Source organism: Flavobacterium sp. (assembly GCF_031409475.1).
In the GTDB taxonomy this organism is placed as follows: Bacteria; Bacteroidota; Bacteroidia; order Flavobacteriales; family Flavobacteriaceae; genus Flavobacterium.
On sequence record NZ_JANNXH010000029.1, the window covers coordinates 19,432 to 40,188 of the forward strand.

The following is a 20,757-nucleotide window of genomic DNA, read 5'->3' on the forward strand; positions in this document are numbered from 1 at the left end:
CATAATCTAACAGTAACATTGAAATTGTGATTAACTTTTATAAACAATTTAAAAAAATGAAAATTAAACTATGTATAGTGCTATTAGTCAATAGTTTATTGATGTATTCACAAAATCAGATACAACATATTAGTTCGGCACAAGTTAGCCAAATCGAACGGGGTTATGGAATGTTTATTCATTTTGGGATCAACACATTTAACGAAATTGAATGGTCCAAAGGAAATTTACCAGCATCATCATATAATCCCACCAATTTAGATTGTGATCAATGGATAAAAACAGCTAAGGAAGCTGGGTTTAGGTATGTAATTCTAATTACAAAACATCACGATGGGTTTTGTCTTTGGGATAGTAAATACACGGATTACGATGTTGCATCATCTCTTGTAAAAACTGATGTGGTTGCAGAAGTAGCAAAAGCTTGTAAAAAATATGGAATTAAATTAGGTCTTTACTATTCATTATGGGATAGACACGAACCCTCCTACAAAGATGAATTGGCCTACAAAGATTATATGAAAAACCAATTAGGGGAACTCATGTCAAATTATGGAGATATTTGCGAATTATGGTTTGATGGGGGTTGGGACAAAAAGGAAAGTGCGTGGCATATACAAGAAATATATGATTCTGTTAAGGCAAAACAACCCAATTGTTTGATAACAATTAATCATTCTATTGGGTATCCAAAAGGAGGAACAAAAAAATCTATAATTGAACCTGTAGATTACAAATATGGTGATCCTATTCGTTATTTTCCTATTGATTTTAGAATCAAAGACCCCAATTTTGCGAGATGGGACGATCCAAAATATTTTAAATATGATAATACAATGTATTACCTACCTTTCGAGCACACTATTTGCCTTTCGGATCGATGGAATTGGTTTCAAAAGAAAAAAGTTTTAGCAGCAAGACCAATAGATGAGTTAGAGGAATTGGTCTATTGGGGCACTGCCAATAATAATATAATGATTATTAATGTTCCGCCCGATCCTACTGGACAAATCAGAACCAACGAGAAAAATAGAATTTTTGAGTTAGCAGATAGATTGGGAATTCGTGGTGGAAAAAAGAAACTTCCTTCTGGTCCAATAAATTTAACCTTCGAACAAAAAATAATCGCCAGCAGCGAACAAAAGGATTTTCCTGCCGAAAAGGCAAATGATTATAGCTTAGAAACCTACTGGACAGCCAATGATTCTGTGGCTGATTTAGAAATTACCTTCGACACTAAAGCCACATTTGATCGTATTGTTTTATTTGAAAATGCGGTATTGAAAGACTTGGGTGATAATTTTTCAAAAATCAGAACTTTCAAAATCAAAGAATATGAATTATTGTCGTATTCTAACGGAATTTGGGATACTTTTTACACCGGAGATTTAATTGGAGCCGCCAAAATTATCAAACTTCCGAATGAAATTACAGCCGAAAAAGTCAAATTGAAAATTCTTAAATCGGATGGCAATCCATCTATTTGTCATTTTTCGGTTTCTAAGGAATCTAGTAAAAATATTCGTAAGGTTACCAAATGATTAATTTTGTTCTAAAACCGAAGATTCTCTAATGTTTAATTGTCCATTTAGGACTATGATTTGGGGTTTGTAATTTACAGGATTTTCGATTTGTTCAATTAGTATTCTTGCAGCTTGTCTACCAATTTCTTTGGCAGGTTGCAAAACCGATGTTAAAGGCGGATCAATAATAGCTCCCATTCTTGACTCAGTAAAACCAACAAAAGCAATGTCTTTTGGAATCACAAACCCTCTTTTTTTAAAAACTTGCATTGCACCTATTGCCGAAGGATCATTTGAAGCAAATATAGCATCGGGAATTTTGCCACTATTGATAATTGCATCGGCTACTCTTTTGCCATCTTCAATATCAAATCCAGTGGGTATAATTTGTTCTTTCGAAAGGGCTAATTTGTGTTTAGCGTGTGCGTCTACGAAACCTTTCATTCTATCATTGGTTAAGGAAAGTGATTCTTTGCCTTTGAGATGGTATATGTTTTTATAACCCTGATTGATTAAATGTTCTGTAGCGAAAAAGGCCCATTTATAATCGTTGAAAAGTATTTTAGATGCTGATATTTCATCACATACCCGATTGAAAAATACAATAGGAAATCCAGAGTTGATTAAATGTTGATAGTAATCTACGTTTTTAGTTTCGCTAGTTTGTGAAATTATAATTCCATCAACCATACTATCCTCTAGGGCTTTGACATTTATGAGTTCGGTTTCATAATTTTCGTTTGATTGGGTGATTAATACTTGATAGCCTTTTTGAAATAAAATTTCTTGAGCTCCAATAATCACCTCGGGGAAAAAACTATTCAAAAATTCAGGAACCACAATACCTATTGTCAACGACCTTTTTTGCATTAATTTCTTAGCCATTGGATTGGGACGGTAGCCCATTTCTTTGGCCGTTTTTAAAATTAATTTTTTTGTTTCTAATTTGATGTCATTCTTGTTATTGAAAGCACGAGAAACTGTCGCTATAGAAATGTTTAATTTTTTGGCTATATCCTTAATGGTTATGTAGATCATATAAAGTAAATATAAAGATAGAATCGTGTTCTTCTTTGATTTTTAAAAGTTTTTAAGTTTTAATATTAAACCATAAAGGTATAGGTTTTTAGAAAATTATTGTAACAAATGATTTACATTTATTTAACTTACGAAAACGTTTCCGTTAAATATCTTGCTTCCGTAAGCGTTTCCGAAATGGTTTTAAACAAAGATTTAAATTTACAATAAAAAGGTGTTGTATTTTTACTTATCGTGGTTTTTTTATAATTAACTAAATCCTTAGTTTCAAAACAACCTAATAAAAAAAACAAAAAAATACAAATTGAATATGAAAAAGTTATCCATCCGTTTTTTTAAGATTTTTTACGGGATACTATTTTTAGCTGTAATTATTTTATCACCTGCAAGTATTGTAAACGCACAGGTTTCTACCAAAGCAAAAGCTGAAAATATAATCCAATTCAATGAGCAGGAAATAAATCCTACCCTCGATGGATTTGTTGCTCAAGCCTCTGGGAATTTTAATTCGAGCTTGTCGTATGCAGAGCTGAAAAGGTTTACAGGTTTTAACCGGGAAATCTATTTAACTTATGATTTTTCTACCCTTTCGATAGCTGCCAAATCGGCAAAATTGAAGATTTTTTGTCAATCATTCGACAAATTTGGTGATCTTACAGTATCTGTATATTGCTTACCCGAGTATCAAACTACTGGACTCACATGGGCAACACGTCCAACTGTTACAACAGCCATTGCGACCCTGTTAATTAATCAAACTGAGCACGCTAACAATTGGTTAGAATGCGATATTTCGTCAAGTCTTGCAACTGTTTTAAACACTCAAAGCAAACAAGCAACCTATGTAATAAAAATTACAGCTGGAAACGATGCATTATTGAGATTTGCTACAAGCGAAAGCGCTACCAATAAACCATCGATAGTTTTATCAGACGAAGATCCGCTGAATGGCGGTATTAATTCCACCATAAAAATGCCAACACTTTTTTCGGACAATATGGTGATGCAACGGGATAAACCCATAAAAGTATGGGGTGAAGTATTACCAAACTTACCTGTTTCTTTAGATTTTGATGGACAAACATACAATACACAATGTGATGTAAACGGAAAATTCATGACCCTAATTCCTCCCAAAAGTGCTTCTTCTAGTATTTATATACTAACTGTTACGGCAAATAACGAAATCCAAACCTATAAAAATATAGTTATGGGTGATGTGTATTTATGTGGTGGACAATCAAATATGGCAATGTATGTAAGTGGTTCCAATGCGGATCAAGTGGCAAATGCTATAGCTGATTCGAATTATCCTAATTTAAGATTTTTTGAAGTGGCCAAAATTGTAAGTGGTGGTGTTTTAATTAATGCTAAGGACAACCCTTGGAAAAGTGCTTTACCCGAGCGTGTTGTTAATTGGTCGGCAGTAGCTTTTTTTATTGGTCGCGATTTGCATAAACACCTGAATGTCCCTATAGGATTAATTAATGTGAGTCACGGTGGTGCACCATCGGATGCCTTTATATCGCCAGAAGCTTATGCTAATGACCCTATTCTGAATGCGGCAAAACGTCCAAATGCTACAGGAATTTACAGCTATTATCAGTCTCCATCGTCTTTGTACAACTCTATGATTTCCAAAGTTGCTGGCTACCCAATAAAAGCTGTTTTATGGTATCAAGCTGAGGCAAATGCCAACTATTGGCAAAATTATAAAACCATTTTTAAAGGGTTAATTAAAGATTGGCGTACCAAGTTTAACGAACCAACTTTACCTTGGTTGTTTGTGCAATTGCCTTCGTTTGATCCAAGTGGAGATGCTACAAAAATGACTTGGGCTGAAATACGAGATATTCAACTTCAGGTGTGGAAAGAAGATACAAACTCAGGAATGGCAGTAGCTATCGATTTAGGCGAAGCTGCTAATATTCATCCTACTGATAAATATACGGTTGCTAAACGAATGCTGCCTCATGTTAAATCATTGGTTTACAACGAACAAATTACACACAAATCTCCCATTTACAAATCGCATAGTGTTCAAGGCGCAGATTTGATATTGACTTTCGATAATTTAGGTAGTGGTCTGACAGCAGTAAAACCGATAACAGAATTTGAAATTGCAGGTTCCGATAAAGTTTACAAAACAGCTATTGCGACACTTTTACCAGATAATCGGATGAACCTAACTAATGCAACGGTTCCCAATCCGGTATATGCGCGTTATGCGTTTATAAATTTCCCTACTGTTTCTGTTTTCACTACTGATGCGTTGTCTTTGCCATTATCACCATTTAAAACGGAGAGTGGAGGAACTCTAAATATTCGAAATTTTAATACGAATTCTTCAGATTTGATAATTTATCCAAATCCTACCAAAGGGATACTAAATATTAAAAAGGAACAAGATCCAAAAAAAATTGAGGTTTTTGACTTGACTGGAACCACTGTCTATAAAGACAAATTCACCCCTAAAATTGACTTATCATTCTTACCTAAAGGAGTATACTTTGTTAGAACAGATTTGAATCAATTAGTGAAAGTTGTTATTGAAGAGTAGCTATTTCGAGTTAGACCTAAAAAATCAGAATGCTTAAACTTGATAAATCTATGATTACCAACAAGATAATAATACAATTTAAACAAACCATAATGAAAAAATTAGCAAAACATTTTATATTTTTTTTAACCCTAGTTGGGTTTCAACTTTCAGCTCAAAATGCTGTTTTGGTTGAAAACCAAAAGCTTACAATCACCAATCTAGGCGGGAATAATTACACTCTAGGAACTAATGCAGAATTACGTATAAACACTCCAATTACTGCTAATGGAACAATTAATTTCACCAGTGATTCAGCTTGGATAATTTTAGATGGCATTATACCTTCGGTAGCAATTGCTTCTCACATTGGTTACATAAACGTAAATGGACAACCTGCGGTAAACAATGTAAATATAAAAGTTACTAACTATTTAAGAGGCTGTATTATTATGCCTCATGCGCCAGATTTTAAAGCATTAACCGTTTATAAAGATGCTGGATTTTCAGGTGAGGAAATGAAACTCCAACCCTATACTTATTATAAAATAGCACAATTAGGAAGCTTTGATAATACTATTTCTTCGTTTAAACTTCAAAAAGGCTATATGGCAACATTTGCTCAAAATGAAAATGGTTCAGGATATAGCAAAGTTTTTATTGCAGATAGCCAAGATATTCAAATCAGTACACTACAAGTAGGCTTAAACGATAAAGTCTCATTTATCCGTGTGTTTCCATGGCGATATACCGAAAAAAAAGGATTTGGATCAGGATTACCTGATTTTAATAGAAGTGTGAAACCAGTAAATTTAACCAATTCGGGATGGTTTTACCATTGGGGTACAACATCGGCAGAGGATTTAACGAATGCAGAATTTGTACCAATGAAATGGAATGCAAAATCATTAACCGATTACAGATGGCAAGAAATTCTGGACATCAATTACTCCAATCATATTTTGGGATTCAATGAACCTGATGGTGCAACTCAAGGCAATATGACTTTGGACGAACTGCTGTTATATTGGCCAAAAATGATGGAATCTGGCTTGCGATTGGGTTCGCCAGCACCAGCAGGCAATCTACAATTACTATATGATTTTATAGATAAATGTGATGAATTAAATTATAGAGTTGATTTTGCTGCCATTCATGATTATGGCGAAGGAACTGCACTAGCTTTCTACAATAAATGTAAAGCGGTACACGACAGAACAGGCAGACCTGTTTGGGTTACTGAATTTAACTCTGGTGGTACATGGACTAATAGCACTCCAACTTACCCTGCTATATCAACACGAATTGCCGAGATTATGGATAAGTATGATACTGAAGGTATCATTGAGCGGTATTCCATATTCAATTTTGATGAAGATGTAAATAATTCTGGTGGTGCTCAAAATAGAGCGATTTTTTACACTCCTGCAATTCCAACTTATACTTTCACTCCACTTGGTGATACCTACAGAGATAATGTTTCTCCTATGGCATTTAATCCCGTAGAGCAAATCAATTTGCTTTTGAAACTAGTTGCTCCACAAAATTTAAAAATTACAAATGTTAGTAATACTATTAATAAACTAGAATGGATTAATTTAAATTTTGCTGATATAGGAACTGTTTTTATTGAAAGAGCGTCAGGAACCGGAGGTTATATAACTGTTGCACAAATAAGTAGTAACAATACTAGTTATAATGATGACATATCCGCTACTGGTCTAGTTCAGTATAATTATCGACTTTCGGTTAGACATGCCGGTTTTGCAAATTCTAAATTGGTTACTGCGTCAATAGATTTAAACCCAAATATTGTCCTAAATGTTGCCCTAAATAAAAATGTTTTTGCGAGTAGCGTTCACTCTGCTCCTTATCCAGCAACGATGGCTGTAGATGGAGATATCGTTTCTGATGCAAGTCGCTGGGTTACCAAAGCAGGCGAACTACCAGCTTATATAGAGATCGATTTGAATGGCACTTTTTTGATAAGTCAACTCAAATTTTACTCAGGATATCAAGGATACAATTCTCCAATAACGTCATTTGTATTTCAATATTGGAATGTGGATCGTTGGGAGGATTTGGTAACAGAAACTTCAAATATCATAAGTTCTTACAGCAAAAATTTTGCTGAAGTACGAACAAACAAAGTTAGATTGAATGTGAATTCAACAACCTCCGGAGTTGCACGATTCTATGAAATTGAGATATATGGTAGAGTAGCTAGCACTTTAGGCATTGATGAATTAAGTTCAAATAAGTTCACGATTTATCCCAATCCCACATCCAACATACTTCATATTTCAGGTATAAATGAGGTTGATTTTTTAGAGATTTTAGATTTAAATGGAAAACAATTAATTAAAAAAACAAGTGCAAATTCAGTTGATATTTCAAATCTTTCCAAAGGAGTTTATTTTCTAAAGTTGAACAATAAAGAAATATTTAAGTTTATTAAAAAATAAAAAGAAAAAATTATTATGTTAGTACAAGATTTTAGTCAAGTTACAAGAGGAAATAAAACAATCAGTACCAAATCAGATTTAGTTGTTATAGGTGGTGGTTTGGCAGGTTTATGCTGTGCCATTGCAGCTGCTCGTGACGGAATAACCGTAACTTTAGTGCAAGACCGACCTGTTTTGGGAGGAAATGCCTCAAGTGAAGTTCGTTTGTGGACATTAGGCGCTACATCGCACATGGGGAATAACAACCGTTGGTCTCGTGAAGGTGGAATAATCGACGAAATTCTAGTCGAAAATATGTATCGAAATAAAGAAGGAAACACCTTAATTTTTGATACCATTTTATTAGAAAAAGTAGTGAACGAAAAAAACATTACCCTTTTATTGAACACAGCAGTTTATGATGTAAAAAAATCAGACCCAACTACCATTAGTCAAGTTGTAGGTTTTTGCAGCCAAAACTCAACAACTTATGAGTTAAATGCAGATTTGTTTTGTGATGCGTCAGGAGATGGAATCGTAGGTTTTCAAGCTGGTGCGGCTTTTAGAATGGGTGCGGAAACAGTAGAAGAATTTGGCGAAAAGTTTGCTCCAGATATTGCTTACGGAGAACTATTAGGACATACTATTTATTTTTACAGTAAAAATGTAGGTGTTCCAGTAAAATATGTTGCTCCAGAATTTGCTTTGAAAGACATCACGAAAATTCCTCGCTATAAAGTTTTAAACGATAAAGACTTTGGGTGTAGATTGTGGTGGCTAGAATATGGCGGACGAAGAGATACCATTCACGAATCAGAAGATATCAAGTGGGAATTATGGAAAGTGGTTTATGGAGTTTGGGATTATATCAAAAATTCTGGAGCGTTTCCTGACTCTGAAAATTTAACACTAGAATGGGTCGGAACGATTCCCGGAAAACGTGAAAGTAGACGTTTTGAAGGATTGTATATGATTAAACAACAAGATTTAGTAGAACAAGCGCAATTTGATGATGCCGTTTCCTTTGGTGGTTGGGCTGTTGATTTACATCCGTCAGATGGAGTGTATGATAGCAAACCGGGTTGTACGCAATACCATTCTAAAGGGATTTATCAGATTCCATTAAGCACCATGATTAGCAAGAATATTACGAATCTATTTTTGGGCGGACGAGTAATCAGCGCCACTCACGTGGCTTTTGGATCTACTAGAGTTATGGCAACAACCGCACTCAGCGGACAAGCTGTTGGTTTTGGAGCGGCACAGTGCATCAAGAATAAAATACTTCCAGCTCAATTGTTAGAACAAAATCAAATTAAAGAACTGCAACAAACCTTGAGTATAAACGGTCAAAGTATACCCGGAATTGCGATTGATAAAGCGGCTAATTTAGCTAGTATTTCAAAAATAACCACTTCTTCTAATTTCAAATTAGACAGCTTAAAACCCAACGGCGATTGGTTTAACTTGACAACTGGCGTTGCACAAATACTTCCACTCGAAGCCAATACTAAATACAATTATACATTTTCATTTTCGGTTTATCAAGCCACTACTGTAAAAGTAGAATTACGAATTTGTGAAAATACGGGACATTATACTCCAGATGTAATTTTGGAAAGTAAATCCATCGAATTGGTTGAGGGCGAACAAGAAATTCAATTTGCATTCGATACCGTTTTAAGCAAAAAACAATATGCTTTTATAACCTTTTTGAGCAATGAATCCGTTTCTATTCGCCGAAGCGAACAACGTTCAACAGGACTTATATCTGTATTTAACGGAGTAAATAAAGCCGTAAACAACAATGGGAAACAAGTACCACCAGATAATATTGGAATTGATGCTTTTGAGTTTTGGATTCCGCAAAGAAGACCTAATGGTGAAAACTTAGCTTTTTCGATTAGTCCAGCTTTAGAATTGTATGATGGTGCAAATCTATGCAATGGTTTTGTAAGACCGTATATAGGAACCAATGCTTGGGCTGCAGATCTTAATGATGCCAAGCCAGAAGTAACTTTAGAATGGAATGCTACAAAAGAAATAAACAGTATAAAATTATTTTTCGATACTGATTATGACCACGCAATGGAATCGTCGTTGATGGGACATCCAGAAAGTGTAATGCCGTTTTGTGCCAAAAGCTATACAATATCCGATGGAAATGGTAATTTAGTTTATGAAACAAAAGCGAATCATCAAACCATCAACTCAATCGTATTGCCAAACACTTTAAAAACGAACAAATTGACAATAGAATTTGAACCTCAAGGAAGCAATGTTCCAGTTTCGGTATTTGAAGTTTTTATCGCCTAAATTAATTCTTGTAATTGCAAGCAACGAAGCAATATCATTAGAAATAATCCAAGCGAATAATTAACCACAAAGTACACAAAGAAGGCACCAAGTTCACAAAATGAGAAAATAATCTGTGAAATCTGTGGCTAAAAAAATCGTTTAATGCCCAAATTTATCATAAAACCTATGTACTCAAAAAAAATCATAATCGCTATTTGCTGTTTTTTCAGCTTTGCTTTATTTGCACAAGATGCGACTAAACTGTCATTGGACGGAAATTGGTCTTTTAAAATTGACCCAGAATATCAAGGGGAAACTTTAGGATTCGAGAAGCAAAATTTTGATGCCTCGCATTGGGACAAAATGGAAGTGCCAGGGAACTGGAATTTGCACAATCTATATTCTGAATATTCAGGCGATGCTTGGTACACGAGAACATTTAAAGTGGATGAATCCCAGAAAAATCAATTGGTTCGTTTGGTATTTGAATCCGTTTATAATGATTGTAAAGTTTGGGTAAACGGAAAATTAATTGGTGAAAATCATTTGGGTTTTATGCCTTTTCAGTTTGATATTTCTAAACATATTGATACCAATCAAGAAAATAGAATTACAGTATTGGTGAACAATATGTTCAAAAAAGGAGCCATGTGGAGTTGGGGTGGCATCCGCCGACCGGTTTCATTAGAAATTACAGCTCCAGTTCGTATCGATTACCAACACATAACTGCTATTCCTGATTTAAAAAAAGGAACAGCAACTGTGCAAATAAAAATAGCGACTAGCAATACAACGACTGTTGCGAAAACAATTTCTTATACGGTTCAACTAAAGAAAGACGGAAAAATAGTGGCACAAAAAAAGGAAACCGCTACCATTCCAGCCAATACAATCGAATTTGAATCGTTTTGTTCAATTGCATTACCAAAAACTAAAGTAACTTTATGGCATTACGATTTCCCTGTTTTGTATGAGTCGTCTGTTTCTATAAATGATGAGAATAAAACGTTTCAAACTATTTCGAATAAATTTGGTATCCGAAAAGTAGAAGTCGTTGGAACCAAAATTTTATTAAATGGCGAAAGTATTCGTGCTGTTGGTTTCAACGTTTTGGCAGAAGATAGAATTACGGGTACAACGCTACCTTTAGAAAAAATCAAAGCCGATGTCGATATGATGAAAAGTATGGGTGTGGTTATGACTCGTTTGGCACACGTTACACTTCCTGAAGAGTATTTGGATTATTTAGACGAAAAAGGAATTCTAATTTTCTCAGAAGTTGGGCTTTGGGGAAAAGACCGTTGGGTTGATCCAGAGCATCCAATGCCTAAAGAATGGTTACAAAGAATTATAAAAAAAGAATACAATCACCCTTCGATTATTGGCTGGAGTATTGGCAATGAAATTGGTAGTGAAAAAAATAATCCAAAAAACAAGGCGTACATTAAAGGGGCGATTGAAATGGCGAAAACACTTGATCCCAATCGGTTTGCCGTTTACGCATCCAATACAGCGCAAAGTCAACAAGATGATGCTGCTATTTATGGCGATTTGATTTTGCTCAATTTGTATGGCGGATTTACAGGTGTTGATAAATCTTGGAATTTTCATAAAAAACCGATTTTTGTTTCAGAATTTGGTCAAAATTTAAATTCAGATGATCCCAATTTAGGAGTGATAAGCATCAAAAAAATGATGGATGATATGCGAAACAGAGAATACGTTTTAGGACTATCATTATGGACATTAAACGATTATAGAAGTAAATATAATGCTGAACCTCCAACGGCTGCATCTTGGACAACACCACCTTCTCAAAATAGAACTTGGGGAATTGTTACCACTATGGGTCGCCCTAAGCGAATTTACGAAACAACTCAAAGGGAATATGCTCCAATAAAAGCATTAGCACTAGCTGATATTAATGTTGCAAAAGGAACCGCAAATATCACGATTACTCCGAGATCTAAATTAGACATCCCTGCTAATATCTTACGAGGTTTCAAAGTAAAATGGAGCGTTTTTGATAGCTCTTTTAAAGCGGAGAAAATAGGTGAAAAGGTAATTCCCACTATTAATCCCGGCGATGCGCCATTTTCTTTTGGCATAAATTCGGATTTGTCTAAGGCTAATGGTTTAAAAGCTGAATTCATTGATCCACAAGGCTATGTAGTTTTAACTGAAATTAAGTATTTCGCAAAACCTAACAAACCTGTGATTAAGCATATAAATCAGGCAATCGATGGAATACGATTTGTATTTGATAAAATAGCTGGCGCCGATGAGTATGCGATTCAATACCAATATAATGACTCTACCTTCACTACGAAGAAAACCATAAATGATTTTGTAGAAATAGATAATAAGAAAATCAAACAGGGTCAAAAATTAACTTGTAATCTAATTGCATACAATAACGCAGGACAAAGTGAACCATCCGATACTGTTGTAACGGCGATGAACGAAAATGATTTACCTCCTGCAATTTGGGATGCCATTAGAAATAGCACCAATATTTTTATTGGTTACGAAGTTTTACCAAAAGATGATATGTACGAAATAGAATATGGTTTTAAGCCCAAAGAATACAACAAAAAATTAGCTTTCAAAAATCAAGGTGTGGTCAGAATTTCGAATGTACCGATTAAAACTCCTGTTTATTTTAGAATGCGTACCAGAAAACAAACTGGTTTTACAAGCGAGTGGACACACGAAATTCAGGTAAATTAATTTTTTAAATTATCAGAAAAAATAAGGAGACCCAAGTGTTGATTTTATTTTTTAAAACAAAAAACTATTATTTAACTACTAAATAAATTACAAATGAAAATTAAAGGTATGCGCTGGTGGATTATTGTATTACTATTTTTTGCCGCAGTTCTAAATTATATAGACCGACAAACGTTATCGGCTTTAGCGCCAACGATACAAGCCGATTTGGATATGGACGATCAAGCCTATGCCAATGTTATCAATATATTTTTAATTGCTTATACCATCGCTTACCTGATTTCAGGACGAGTTGCCGATAAAATAGGTACACGTGCCAGTTTATTTTTCTTCGTAGCTTGGTGGTCTATATTCAATATGCTTACTGCTGCTTCACGTGGTGTAACTTCGTTAAGTTTTTACAGATTTGGATTAGGTTTAGGTGAAGCTGGTATTTGGCCTGCAGCGTCTAAGGCTGTATCAGAATGGTTTCCTGCAAAAGAAAGAGCTTTAGCAATTGGTTTATACACAATGGGAGCAACAGTTGGCGCTACTATTGCACCTTACATTGTTATTCCGTTAGCCACTTATAATTACGCCGAAGTAGTTCCAGGAATAGCCGAATCGTTGGGTCAAGGAGCAGGTTGGCGTATTGCCTTTATACTTACAGGATTGGCTGGTTTAATATGGCTTATTCCGTGGTTGATGATATACCGAAAGCCAGAGAAAAGCAAACTCATTACCGCAGATGAACTGGCTATGATACAAACTGCTTCCACTACAGAGGACGCAGGCAGTACCGAAACTGCTCAAGCTTGGTCTTGGAAACAAGTACTCACTTTTAGAGGAACTTGGTTGTTGTTATTAGCGCGGTTAATTACGGATCCGGTATGGTATTTCTACCAATTTTGGTTCCCAAAATACTTAAGTTCCGATAGAGATCTTTCGCAAGAGCAATTAAAAATTACTTGGGTAATTTATGCAGCAGCAGGAGTTGGTAGCTTATTAGGAGGAATTATATCAGGGCAAATTGTAAAAAAAGGAGTATTTCCTGTTGCAAGTAGAATGTGGGTTATGTTATTTTGTGCTCTACTTATGCCTTTATCACCCTTTATTGCATCTGCAACCGGATTAAATACTTCACTAACATTAACAGTTTTTACCGTAATTGCGGCTTTGGCTTGGTTAATAAATATTAGTTCGTTAGTAGTAGACATTGTGCCTAAACACTCATTAGGCACTGTATTTAGTGTTGTAGCTGCGGGCAGTACACTTGGAGGAATTATAATGAATATGATTGTTGCTGCTATGGTAACTGGACCTTCAAATAAGCCAGCTGGTTTTTTAGATTCGGCTTTTCATACGTTACTGGACCCAATATTAAATTTGGTACAAGGGCAAGGTTATGGACAGTGGTTTTTAATTATGGCGTTCCTGCATCCATTGGCTTGGTTATTATTAAAATTTGGAGGGATTTATCGGTATTCAACAGATAAATAATATTCTTTAAATTTTTGGTTCAACTACAAATCGTGTGGGAATTACAAAATAGAATTTTAAAGAAAAAAATCAAAAACCATTAAATAGTAAGCTCACTATATCTTACTGTTTAATGGTTTATTGTTTAAAAAAATATATCAAAGTTACCTTGGTAGTTAAATCATTTATTGATTTGTATAGCACCCATACTTGGAATCCCATTAATGGTATCACCCAAAATGTCTTTTTCCATTTTTAAATCAAACAATAATTTTATCGTACTCTCTGGCAAAGGAAGAATTTCTATTCCTTTATTTTGGATTAAAACTACATTTTGCGGAATATAATCGGCTATTTTCAAACCACCTTCAATAGCGAAAAATGGATTTCCAACTATTGGTGCAGTGTCGTTTATTTTAAAATCTTTTGGCCAAGTATTCTCGTTTAAAAAAAGATTGTTCTGGAATAATACATTTTCAACTTTCAATCCATTTTGAGCATCTCTTTTGTTTTGGTCACCTAAAACAACTTTCGAAAGTCCTTTTATACAAAAGATATTATTAGCAATTAAAATTCCATTGCTGGTATTGTCAATCGCAAATTTGGCTTCGATTGTAGCATCCGAAAATATAGTGTTATTGTAAAAATAGGAATTTACTGGACCTTTTGGTTCTTTGCCACCTTGATAACCACTCAACCAAAAAACCTTGCCTTCTTGAAATGCGCCATCAACGCCTTTTATACGATGACCGTCATTAACACTGATATTATACCTGTAAATACAATTGTAATTGTTTCCTAGTATTTCACAAAAACCTCCCGCATTATGTGCACTAATATTATATTGCAAAACTATATTGTCACAGTTATAATCGATGTGAGCTCCAGCTGAATCTCCGGGTCCATTAGCAAAAAGGAATTCGTTTTTTTCTATTAAAACATTCGATGAACCCCAAGTCCAGAGACCGCTGCCTCTGCCCCATTTTCTAGAGTCGTTATTGATTCCGGAATGTGATACTCTGTTTTTTGCTACATAAACAGCTGCTACTTCCGACATTTGTATTCCAGGTCCACCTGTGTTTTCAATTTTATTATTTAAAATATTAATTTTAATAATGTTTTTATTATTTCCAGTTAATTTTATTCCTGTGTGACAAACGCTATTGATGTGACAGTTTTCAATTGTAATATTTTCGATAATATTTTCGGGATGGTCATTTATTAAACGAATTCCCCAACCGTATTTTTGAGTTCCGTTAGCGGATTTAACTTCTTCTTTTCCTCTAATAAAACCTGCATTCTCATAAAAAACATCCTGTATCGTAATGTTTTGAATCAAAATATGTTCTACACGTTTCGAGTTTTTGGTCGTCAATAATATACCACATCGCATTTTGCCGTTTTTATCCTCTTGAGTATAACCATTTGCTGTAAGGGTAATACCTGTTATTTCAATAAAACTACAATCTTCAAGCAGGATACCATTAGCATGGTTTTTAAAATCGATGATGGCATTTTTTTTGGGTTCGTTGGTGTCCCAATTTTCGGAAATAATTACAATAGGGTTTTTATCTGTACCTTTTTGATTGATCAAATTGAGGCTACCAAAATAACATTCTCCAGAAGCTAAAATTATCTTATCGCCAGATGAAAATTGTATTTGTTCTAACTGTTTTAAAGTTTTTAAAGCATTCTTTTTAGAAATACCTGAATTGGTATCTTTACCTAGAATAGGGTGAACATAATAGTCTTTAGCCAATGCTTTTTGATAAAAAAGTGCTAAAAGAAGAACTACAATAAGTGCGTATTTATAATTCATTTGTTTAGATAGTTTTAAAATAAATCGAGTGGTGTTTTTTTTTATAAAAAAACACCACTCGATTTATACAACATTAATTAGATATAAAAGACTTTAACAAATTTATTTAAATAGAATAGTCTTCTATACAGTTACATTTTACCAACCCGTATTTTGTATCAGGTTTTTATTTTTAAAAATTTCTGATTGTGGTATTGGATATAAATTCATACGTTCATCAAAGGTTCTTGATTCTAATAACTTTATTTCATAGTTGATACTCAAATTGGCATTTCGAGTTAAATCCATACGGTATATATCTTTGGTTTGGTTACCAATTTTCCAACGACGTACATCCCAAAAACGATGGTCTTCAAAGGCTAATTCTACTCTACGTTCATTACGAAGTTTAGTTCTGAAAGCGTCTTGACTTAAACCCGCAGAGAATCTTGTAATTCCTGCTCTTGCTCTTACAAAATTTACGGCTTGAAGCGCAGTCATACCCGGTGTTGGAGGAGCAACTTCAGGACCATAAGCTTCATTCATTGCTTCGGCATAATTTAATAATATCTCACCATAACGAAATAATACCCATGTATGTTCTTTAGTAGTAGTATTTCCTGGTAAAAGATTTATAGATTCGATTACATATTTTTTTAAATAATAACCTGTTTTGGTAGCATTAATTATTGGTAAACCATTTTTACCTCCATAAAATGATTCTACTGGTACGCCTTTCCAAGATAAACCATTTAGAATTACAGTTTGAGCTAATCTAGAATCTCTACCGCTGTAAGGAAGCAATGGGTTATAACGTGATGCTGGGTCAGTAATAGGAAGTCCATTAGTCCTCATTTCATAGGAATCTACTAAATTTTGTGTTGGACAAGTACCGGTGTTTCCGCCTTCATAACCAATAGGAAAGTTTCTTTTTTCGAAACCATTTGATACTCCTTCACGTCTTCCAAAAATTAACTCAGAACTAGCATTATTATTAACAATTGTAGAATAAGAAGATGGAAGTGCATAAGCATTTAAATCAATTACTGCCTTTGCTGCACTAGCTGCCTTTTGCCACAATACTAAATCGTTTCCGGCATTATGCAATGGGCTAGCGGCATATAATAAAGCACGTGCTTTTAATGCCAAAGCGGCTCCTTTTGTTGCACGACCTACTTCTTTTACAGATGCAAAATTTGCATAATTAGCTGGCAAAACTGCTGCAACTTGATCACACTCACTAACAATAAAATTGATCACTTCTTCAAAGGAATTTTGCTGGATATTTACAGCTTCCTCTGGAGTTAATACTGTAGTTATAAGCGGAATATTTTTATATCTCTTTGCGAGCTCAAAATAGAAAAATGCTCTTAAAAATCGAGTCTCATAAGGATAATTTTTATACTGTAATATAATATCCTTGTAGTTATCATTATAAAATTGTTCAATAAATTCTTGACCTTCGGATTCCTTAAGAAAAAGATTACTTGCGCGAATACCCGCATACATTGTATTCCAAACATTGTCTAATGGTTGTGCAGCACTCCAAGTACCATTATTGAATTTTTGAATATCCGATAAATCTGATACATGCTCTGCCTCATCACAAGCAGCGGCTCGCATTGCTCCATCTACACTATTAAAGTCTGTTGGCAAATAAGCATAAATACCTGTTAGAAAACTTTTTTGACGCGCAAAATCGCTAAAAATATCCTCTTTTTCGTTAAATGATGTTTCATCATAATCCAAATCTTCACAGTTGGTAAACGTTACTAATAGTAATAAAACTAATCCGTAAATTTTATAGTTTTGTATCTTCATGAGTTCTTTTTTTAAAATTCAATTTTAAGTCCTAAATGATAAGAAGCTAGCGTAGGATAACTTACACCTATTGATTCCGGGTCAACTATGTTTATATTATCAATAGAAAAAACATTCATTCCTCTGGCATATAGTTTCGCTTTATTCATTTTCATTTTTTTTATCAATTTTTCTGGCAAATTATAATAAAATTCAAAATGCCTCATTTTGAGATAATTCCCAGAGGTTAACGAAATATCGTTTTTACGATAATTATTATCGTTACCAAGCAGTGTCAATCTTGGCAATGTAGCTGATCCTGCTGTTTCTGGAGTCCATGCTCCTGCTGAATACTCACTAATATTAGTTTGTCCAACTAAAGGTACAAAAACACTTTTTGTATTGAGATAAAGTGTTTGATTTGCAATACCCTGAAGCTGTACATCTAACCCAAAACCTTCCATTTCTAATCCAAAATTTATTGCATAGTACAATTCTGGATTTGTTCCGCTTTTTCCAATTGAAATAATGTCTAATTCATCAATAAAGCCATCATTGTTTTGATCTTTGTATTTTACATCACCAGGTCTAACTGGAGATAAGAAGAGTTGTTGTGGGCTATTGTTTATTTCGGTTTGGTTTTGAAAAAAACCTAAACTTTGTAAACCGTATTGTTGCCCTATAGCGTTGCCTGTTTCTTTTAGATAATCATACGGTTTGAATTCTTCATTCATATTAACTATTTCATTTTTGGCATAAGTAAAATTACCTCCAAAAAAATAGTTTAGATTGTCTACTTTATTTTTTAATAAAAATGATCCTTCAATACCTTTATTCAAAACTTCACCAGCATTTTCGAATGCAGCGGTAACTCCTATAAGAGATGGAACTGCGCCACTGGTTGATAATATAATATTTGTTCTCTTATCGCTAAAAGCATCAATACTAACAGAAAGATGATTAAACAATTCCATATTGACACCAAAGTTCATTTTTTCGGAACTTTCAAAGGTAAGCCCTTCTGCTGCTAAACGTCCTTCTCGAATACCATTAAAGGTGGTATTATTAGCATTAAAATAATACGTTCCTCCAGTATCAAAGGCTTGCTGGTCAAGATTTTGCGTCATAATATCATTACCACTCATTCCCCAAGAACCTCTTAGCTTTAAATAATTTATACTTTTATTATTTTTAAGAAAATTTTCACGATTCACAATCCAACCAGCGGATACAGCGGGAAAAAAACCAAAACGATTTTCTTTTGGTAAAACATTAGTACCACTATACGATACCACACCATCTATAAAATAACGATTTTTGTAGGCATAACTAGCTGATGACATAAAATTTTGACGCAAAAATGTATTGTATTGATTATCATTTACACGTTTGTCTTGTTGATACAAAATGCTAGCATTTAATTTGCTTTCATTCCATTTAGTTTCATAATTTAATTTACCAATACCTGTTGCGTGACGCACTTGATCTCCAAAACTGTCCGAATACAATAAATCAGAATCCGTTCCGAATGTTTGTGGAGTTCCAAATAGAATTGCACCATTAGAATCTCTTGTAAAAGGTACATTTTCGTAAACAAAACTTCTTGTTTTATTTTCAAAAAATGAGGCATAATTATCATAAGCAATAGCCACTTCTGCAGAAAGGCCTTTGACCCAACCACCTAAATCTTGAATAATTTTACCATTAGCAAATAAGGTTCTGTAATTTGGTTTACTAATACCCGTCGAAGAAGCCAGCGCTATGGGATTATTAGAATAAATGTTATTTCCGCCCCATTCTCCTGATTGCGTTCTTACAGGGAAAGCAGCAGATGGAATACTGTAAATAGCATTCATTATCCCACTAATTCTTGAATTTGGTTCATTTTGTCCACCAATATACCCTGAGGCATCAACAATAAATTTAGTGGTTTTTGTTAATTCAATATCAAGATTGGTTCTAAAATTTAATCGATCGTATTTTACCTGACTGTCGTATCGAGCATCAATATTTGTATTGTCTATTAATCCTCTCTCATTTTGATAACCTAAAGAAACATAATAATTAATACTTTTTCCACCACCCCAAAAACTAGTGTTTAGGTTATTAGTAATGCCATAATCCTTGAAAGTTTCGTCCCACCAATCCACATTTGGATGTGAAAATGGACTTAGCCCACTTTTATAATCCTGTAAATCTAGATTAGAATAAACTGGTGCATTACCATCATTTAAACTTGCTTGATTAACTGCCTTTGCATATCCATAAGAGTCAAGAAATCTTGGTTTACGCATAGGCATGTTCCACCCTTTTTCATAGGTTACACCTACGTGAAAAGAATTGCTCTCTCCTCGTTTTGTTGTAACTAAAATTACCCCATTCGCACCTCTCAATCCGTATTTGGCAACATCTGTTCCGTCTTTTAAAACAGAAACGTTTTCGATATCATGAATTGAAAGTGACCCTAAGTCTCTTTCAAATCCATCTATAAGAACTAATATTCTATTACTTCCTGATGTTCCTACTCCACGAATAAATAAATTAGGGCTTCTATTCCAAGGTTCTCCACCATTTTGAAGAACCATAAGCCCTTTTAGTTTACCATAAAGACTTTCTGCTGGATTAAATAATGAGCTTTTTTCTAGTATATCAGAATAAACCAAATCAATGGAAGAATTAATTTCATCCGTCGATTTGAGAATACCATATCCCACATTAATTTTTTTATCTGATTTTCGCAATTCAATATTTATACTGTTTGAATTCACAGAAATCATTTTTTCCATACCATTATAAAAAATTTTTACAAAACCTGTAGGTTCTATAGCTAAAGTCACACTCCCTTTATCATCCGTAATACCGGATATATCAGCATTTGTAACTGACATAACAACTGCTCCTACCATAGGTTTTTTTAATTCATCTACTACATTAATTTTAACAGTACCATTTTGTGCAGATAACTTTTGAAAGGATACCATTAGTAACAAAAAGAAAATAAGCTTAATAAATCCTAGGTTTATTATATTCAAATTGAAGAAAGGAGTTGCTTCAATATTAGACAAATGTTTCTTCATTATGGAATCATTTAGTTGTTCGGTTTTGTTTTTTTTCATTTGATTTGAGTAA

Annotated in this window: 10 protein-coding genes; 6 read left to right on the forward strand and 4 right to left on the reverse strand. The window is 34.1% G+C overall.

All coding sequences use genetic code 11. The features are described 5' to 3' along the window. Window positions 1-56 precede the first annotated feature (56 nt). Entirely contained in the window at window positions 57-1,541 is a 1,485-nt protein-coding gene (locus RMO53_RS05645) for an alpha-L-fucosidase (protein ID WP_310378830.1), read from the forward strand. On the opposite strand, the gene RMO53_RS05650 is transcribed toward RMO53_RS05645, so the two are convergent. Continuing rightward, window positions 1,542-2,561 carry a LacI family DNA-binding transcriptional regulator gene (locus RMO53_RS05650; protein WP_310378832.1) on the reverse strand — a complete coding sequence of 340 codons (1,020 nt, stop codon included), beginning with the start codon at window positions 2,559-2,561 and terminating at the stop codon, window positions 1,542-1,544. It lies immediately after the preceding gene. A 310-nt stretch (window positions 2,562-2,871) separates the two neighbouring features. Here RMO53_RS05650 and RMO53_RS05655 point away from each other — a divergent pair, with 310 nt between their 5' ends. From RMO53_RS05655 to RMO53_RS05675, 5 genes are all read left to right on the forward strand, one after another. Further along, window positions 2,872-5,121 (forward strand): sialate O-acetylesterase, encoded by a 2,250-nt coding sequence (locus RMO53_RS05655; RefSeq protein WP_310378833.1) that lies wholly within the window; start codon window positions 2,872-2,874, stop codon window positions 5,119-5,121. Between the two features lie 92 nt (window positions 5,122-5,213). Continuing rightward, a complete protein-coding gene (locus tag RMO53_RS05660; protein WP_310378835.1) occupies window positions 5,214-7,565 on the forward strand; it encodes a glycosyl hydrolase in 2,352 nt (783 codons plus the stop codon). A gap of 15 nt (window positions 7,566-7,580) precedes the next feature. Continuing rightward, a complete protein-coding gene (locus tag RMO53_RS05665) occupies window positions 7,581-9,860 on the forward strand; it encodes an FAD-dependent oxidoreductase (RefSeq protein ID WP_310378837.1) in 2,280 nt (759 codons plus the stop codon). Between the two features lie 168 nt (window positions 9,861-10,028). After that, window positions 10,029-12,572 (forward strand): sugar-binding domain-containing protein, encoded by a 2,544-nt coding sequence (locus tag RMO53_RS05670; protein ID WP_310378839.1) that lies wholly within the window; start codon window positions 10,029-10,031, stop codon window positions 12,570-12,572. A 93-nt stretch (window positions 12,573-12,665) separates the two neighbouring features. Further along, window positions 12,666-14,051, forward strand: a complete 1,386-nt coding sequence (locus tag RMO53_RS05675; protein WP_310378841.1) for an MFS transporter — start codon at window positions 12,666-12,668, stop codon at window positions 14,049-14,051. Between the two features lie 160 nt (window positions 14,052-14,211). On the opposite strand, the gene RMO53_RS05680 is transcribed toward RMO53_RS05675, so the two are convergent. From RMO53_RS05680 to RMO53_RS05690, 3 genes are all read right to left on the reverse strand, one after another. Beyond that, window positions 14,212-15,849 carry a right-handed parallel beta-helix repeat-containing protein gene (locus tag RMO53_RS05680; RefSeq protein WP_310378843.1) on the reverse strand — a complete coding sequence of 546 codons (1,638 nt, stop codon included), beginning with the start codon at window positions 15,847-15,849 and terminating at the stop codon, window positions 14,212-14,214. 138 nt (window positions 15,850-15,987) lie between these two features. After that, window positions 15,988-17,649, reverse strand: a complete 1,662-nt coding sequence (locus RMO53_RS05685) for a RagB/SusD family nutrient uptake outer membrane protein (protein WP_310378845.1) — start codon at window positions 17,647-17,649, stop codon at window positions 15,988-15,990. Window positions 17,650-17,660: 11 nt separating this feature from the next. After that, window positions 17,661-20,744 carry a SusC/RagA family TonB-linked outer membrane protein gene (locus tag RMO53_RS05690; protein ID WP_310378847.1) on the reverse strand — a complete coding sequence of 1,028 codons (3,084 nt, stop codon included), beginning with the start codon at window positions 20,742-20,744 and terminating at the stop codon, window positions 17,661-17,663. Window positions 20,745-20,757: the final 13 nt, after the last annotated feature.

What these genes read in the sequence shown, in the direction of transcription:
- RMO53_RS05645 (WP_310378830.1), top strand. Translation starts at nt 57, where the DNA reads ATGAAAATTAAACTATGTATAGTGCTATTAGTCAATAGTTTATTGATG.
- RMO53_RS05650 (WP_310378832.1), bottom strand. Translation starts at nt 2,561, where the DNA reads ATGATCTACATAACCATTAAGGATATAGCCAAAAAATTAAACATTTCT.
- RMO53_RS05655 (WP_310378833.1), top strand. Translation starts at nt 2,872, where the DNA reads ATGAAAAAGTTATCCATCCGTTTTTTTAAGATTTTTTACGGGATACTA.
- RMO53_RS05660 (WP_310378835.1), top strand. Translation starts at nt 5,214, where the DNA reads ATGAAAAAATTAGCAAAACATTTTATATTTTTTTTAACCCTAGTTGGG.
- RMO53_RS05665 (WP_310378837.1), top strand. Translation starts at nt 7,581, where the DNA reads ATGTTAGTACAAGATTTTAGTCAAGTTACAAGAGGAAATAAAACAATC.
- RMO53_RS05670 (WP_310378839.1), top strand. Translation starts at nt 10,029, where the DNA reads ATGTACTCAAAAAAAATCATAATCGCTATTTGCTGTTTTTTCAGCTTT.
- RMO53_RS05675 (WP_310378841.1), top strand. Translation starts at nt 12,666, where the DNA reads ATGAAAATTAAAGGTATGCGCTGGTGGATTATTGTATTACTATTTTTT.
- RMO53_RS05680 (WP_310378843.1), bottom strand. Translation starts at nt 15,849, where the DNA reads ATGAATTATAAATACGCACTTATTGTAGTTCTTCTTTTAGCACTTTTT.
- RMO53_RS05685 (WP_310378845.1), bottom strand. Translation starts at nt 17,649, where the DNA reads ATGAAGATACAAAACTATAAAATTTACGGATTAGTTTTATTACTATTA.
- RMO53_RS05690 (WP_310378847.1), bottom strand. Translation starts at nt 20,744, where the DNA reads ATGAAAAAAAACAAAACCGAACAACTAAATGATTCCATAATGAAGAAA.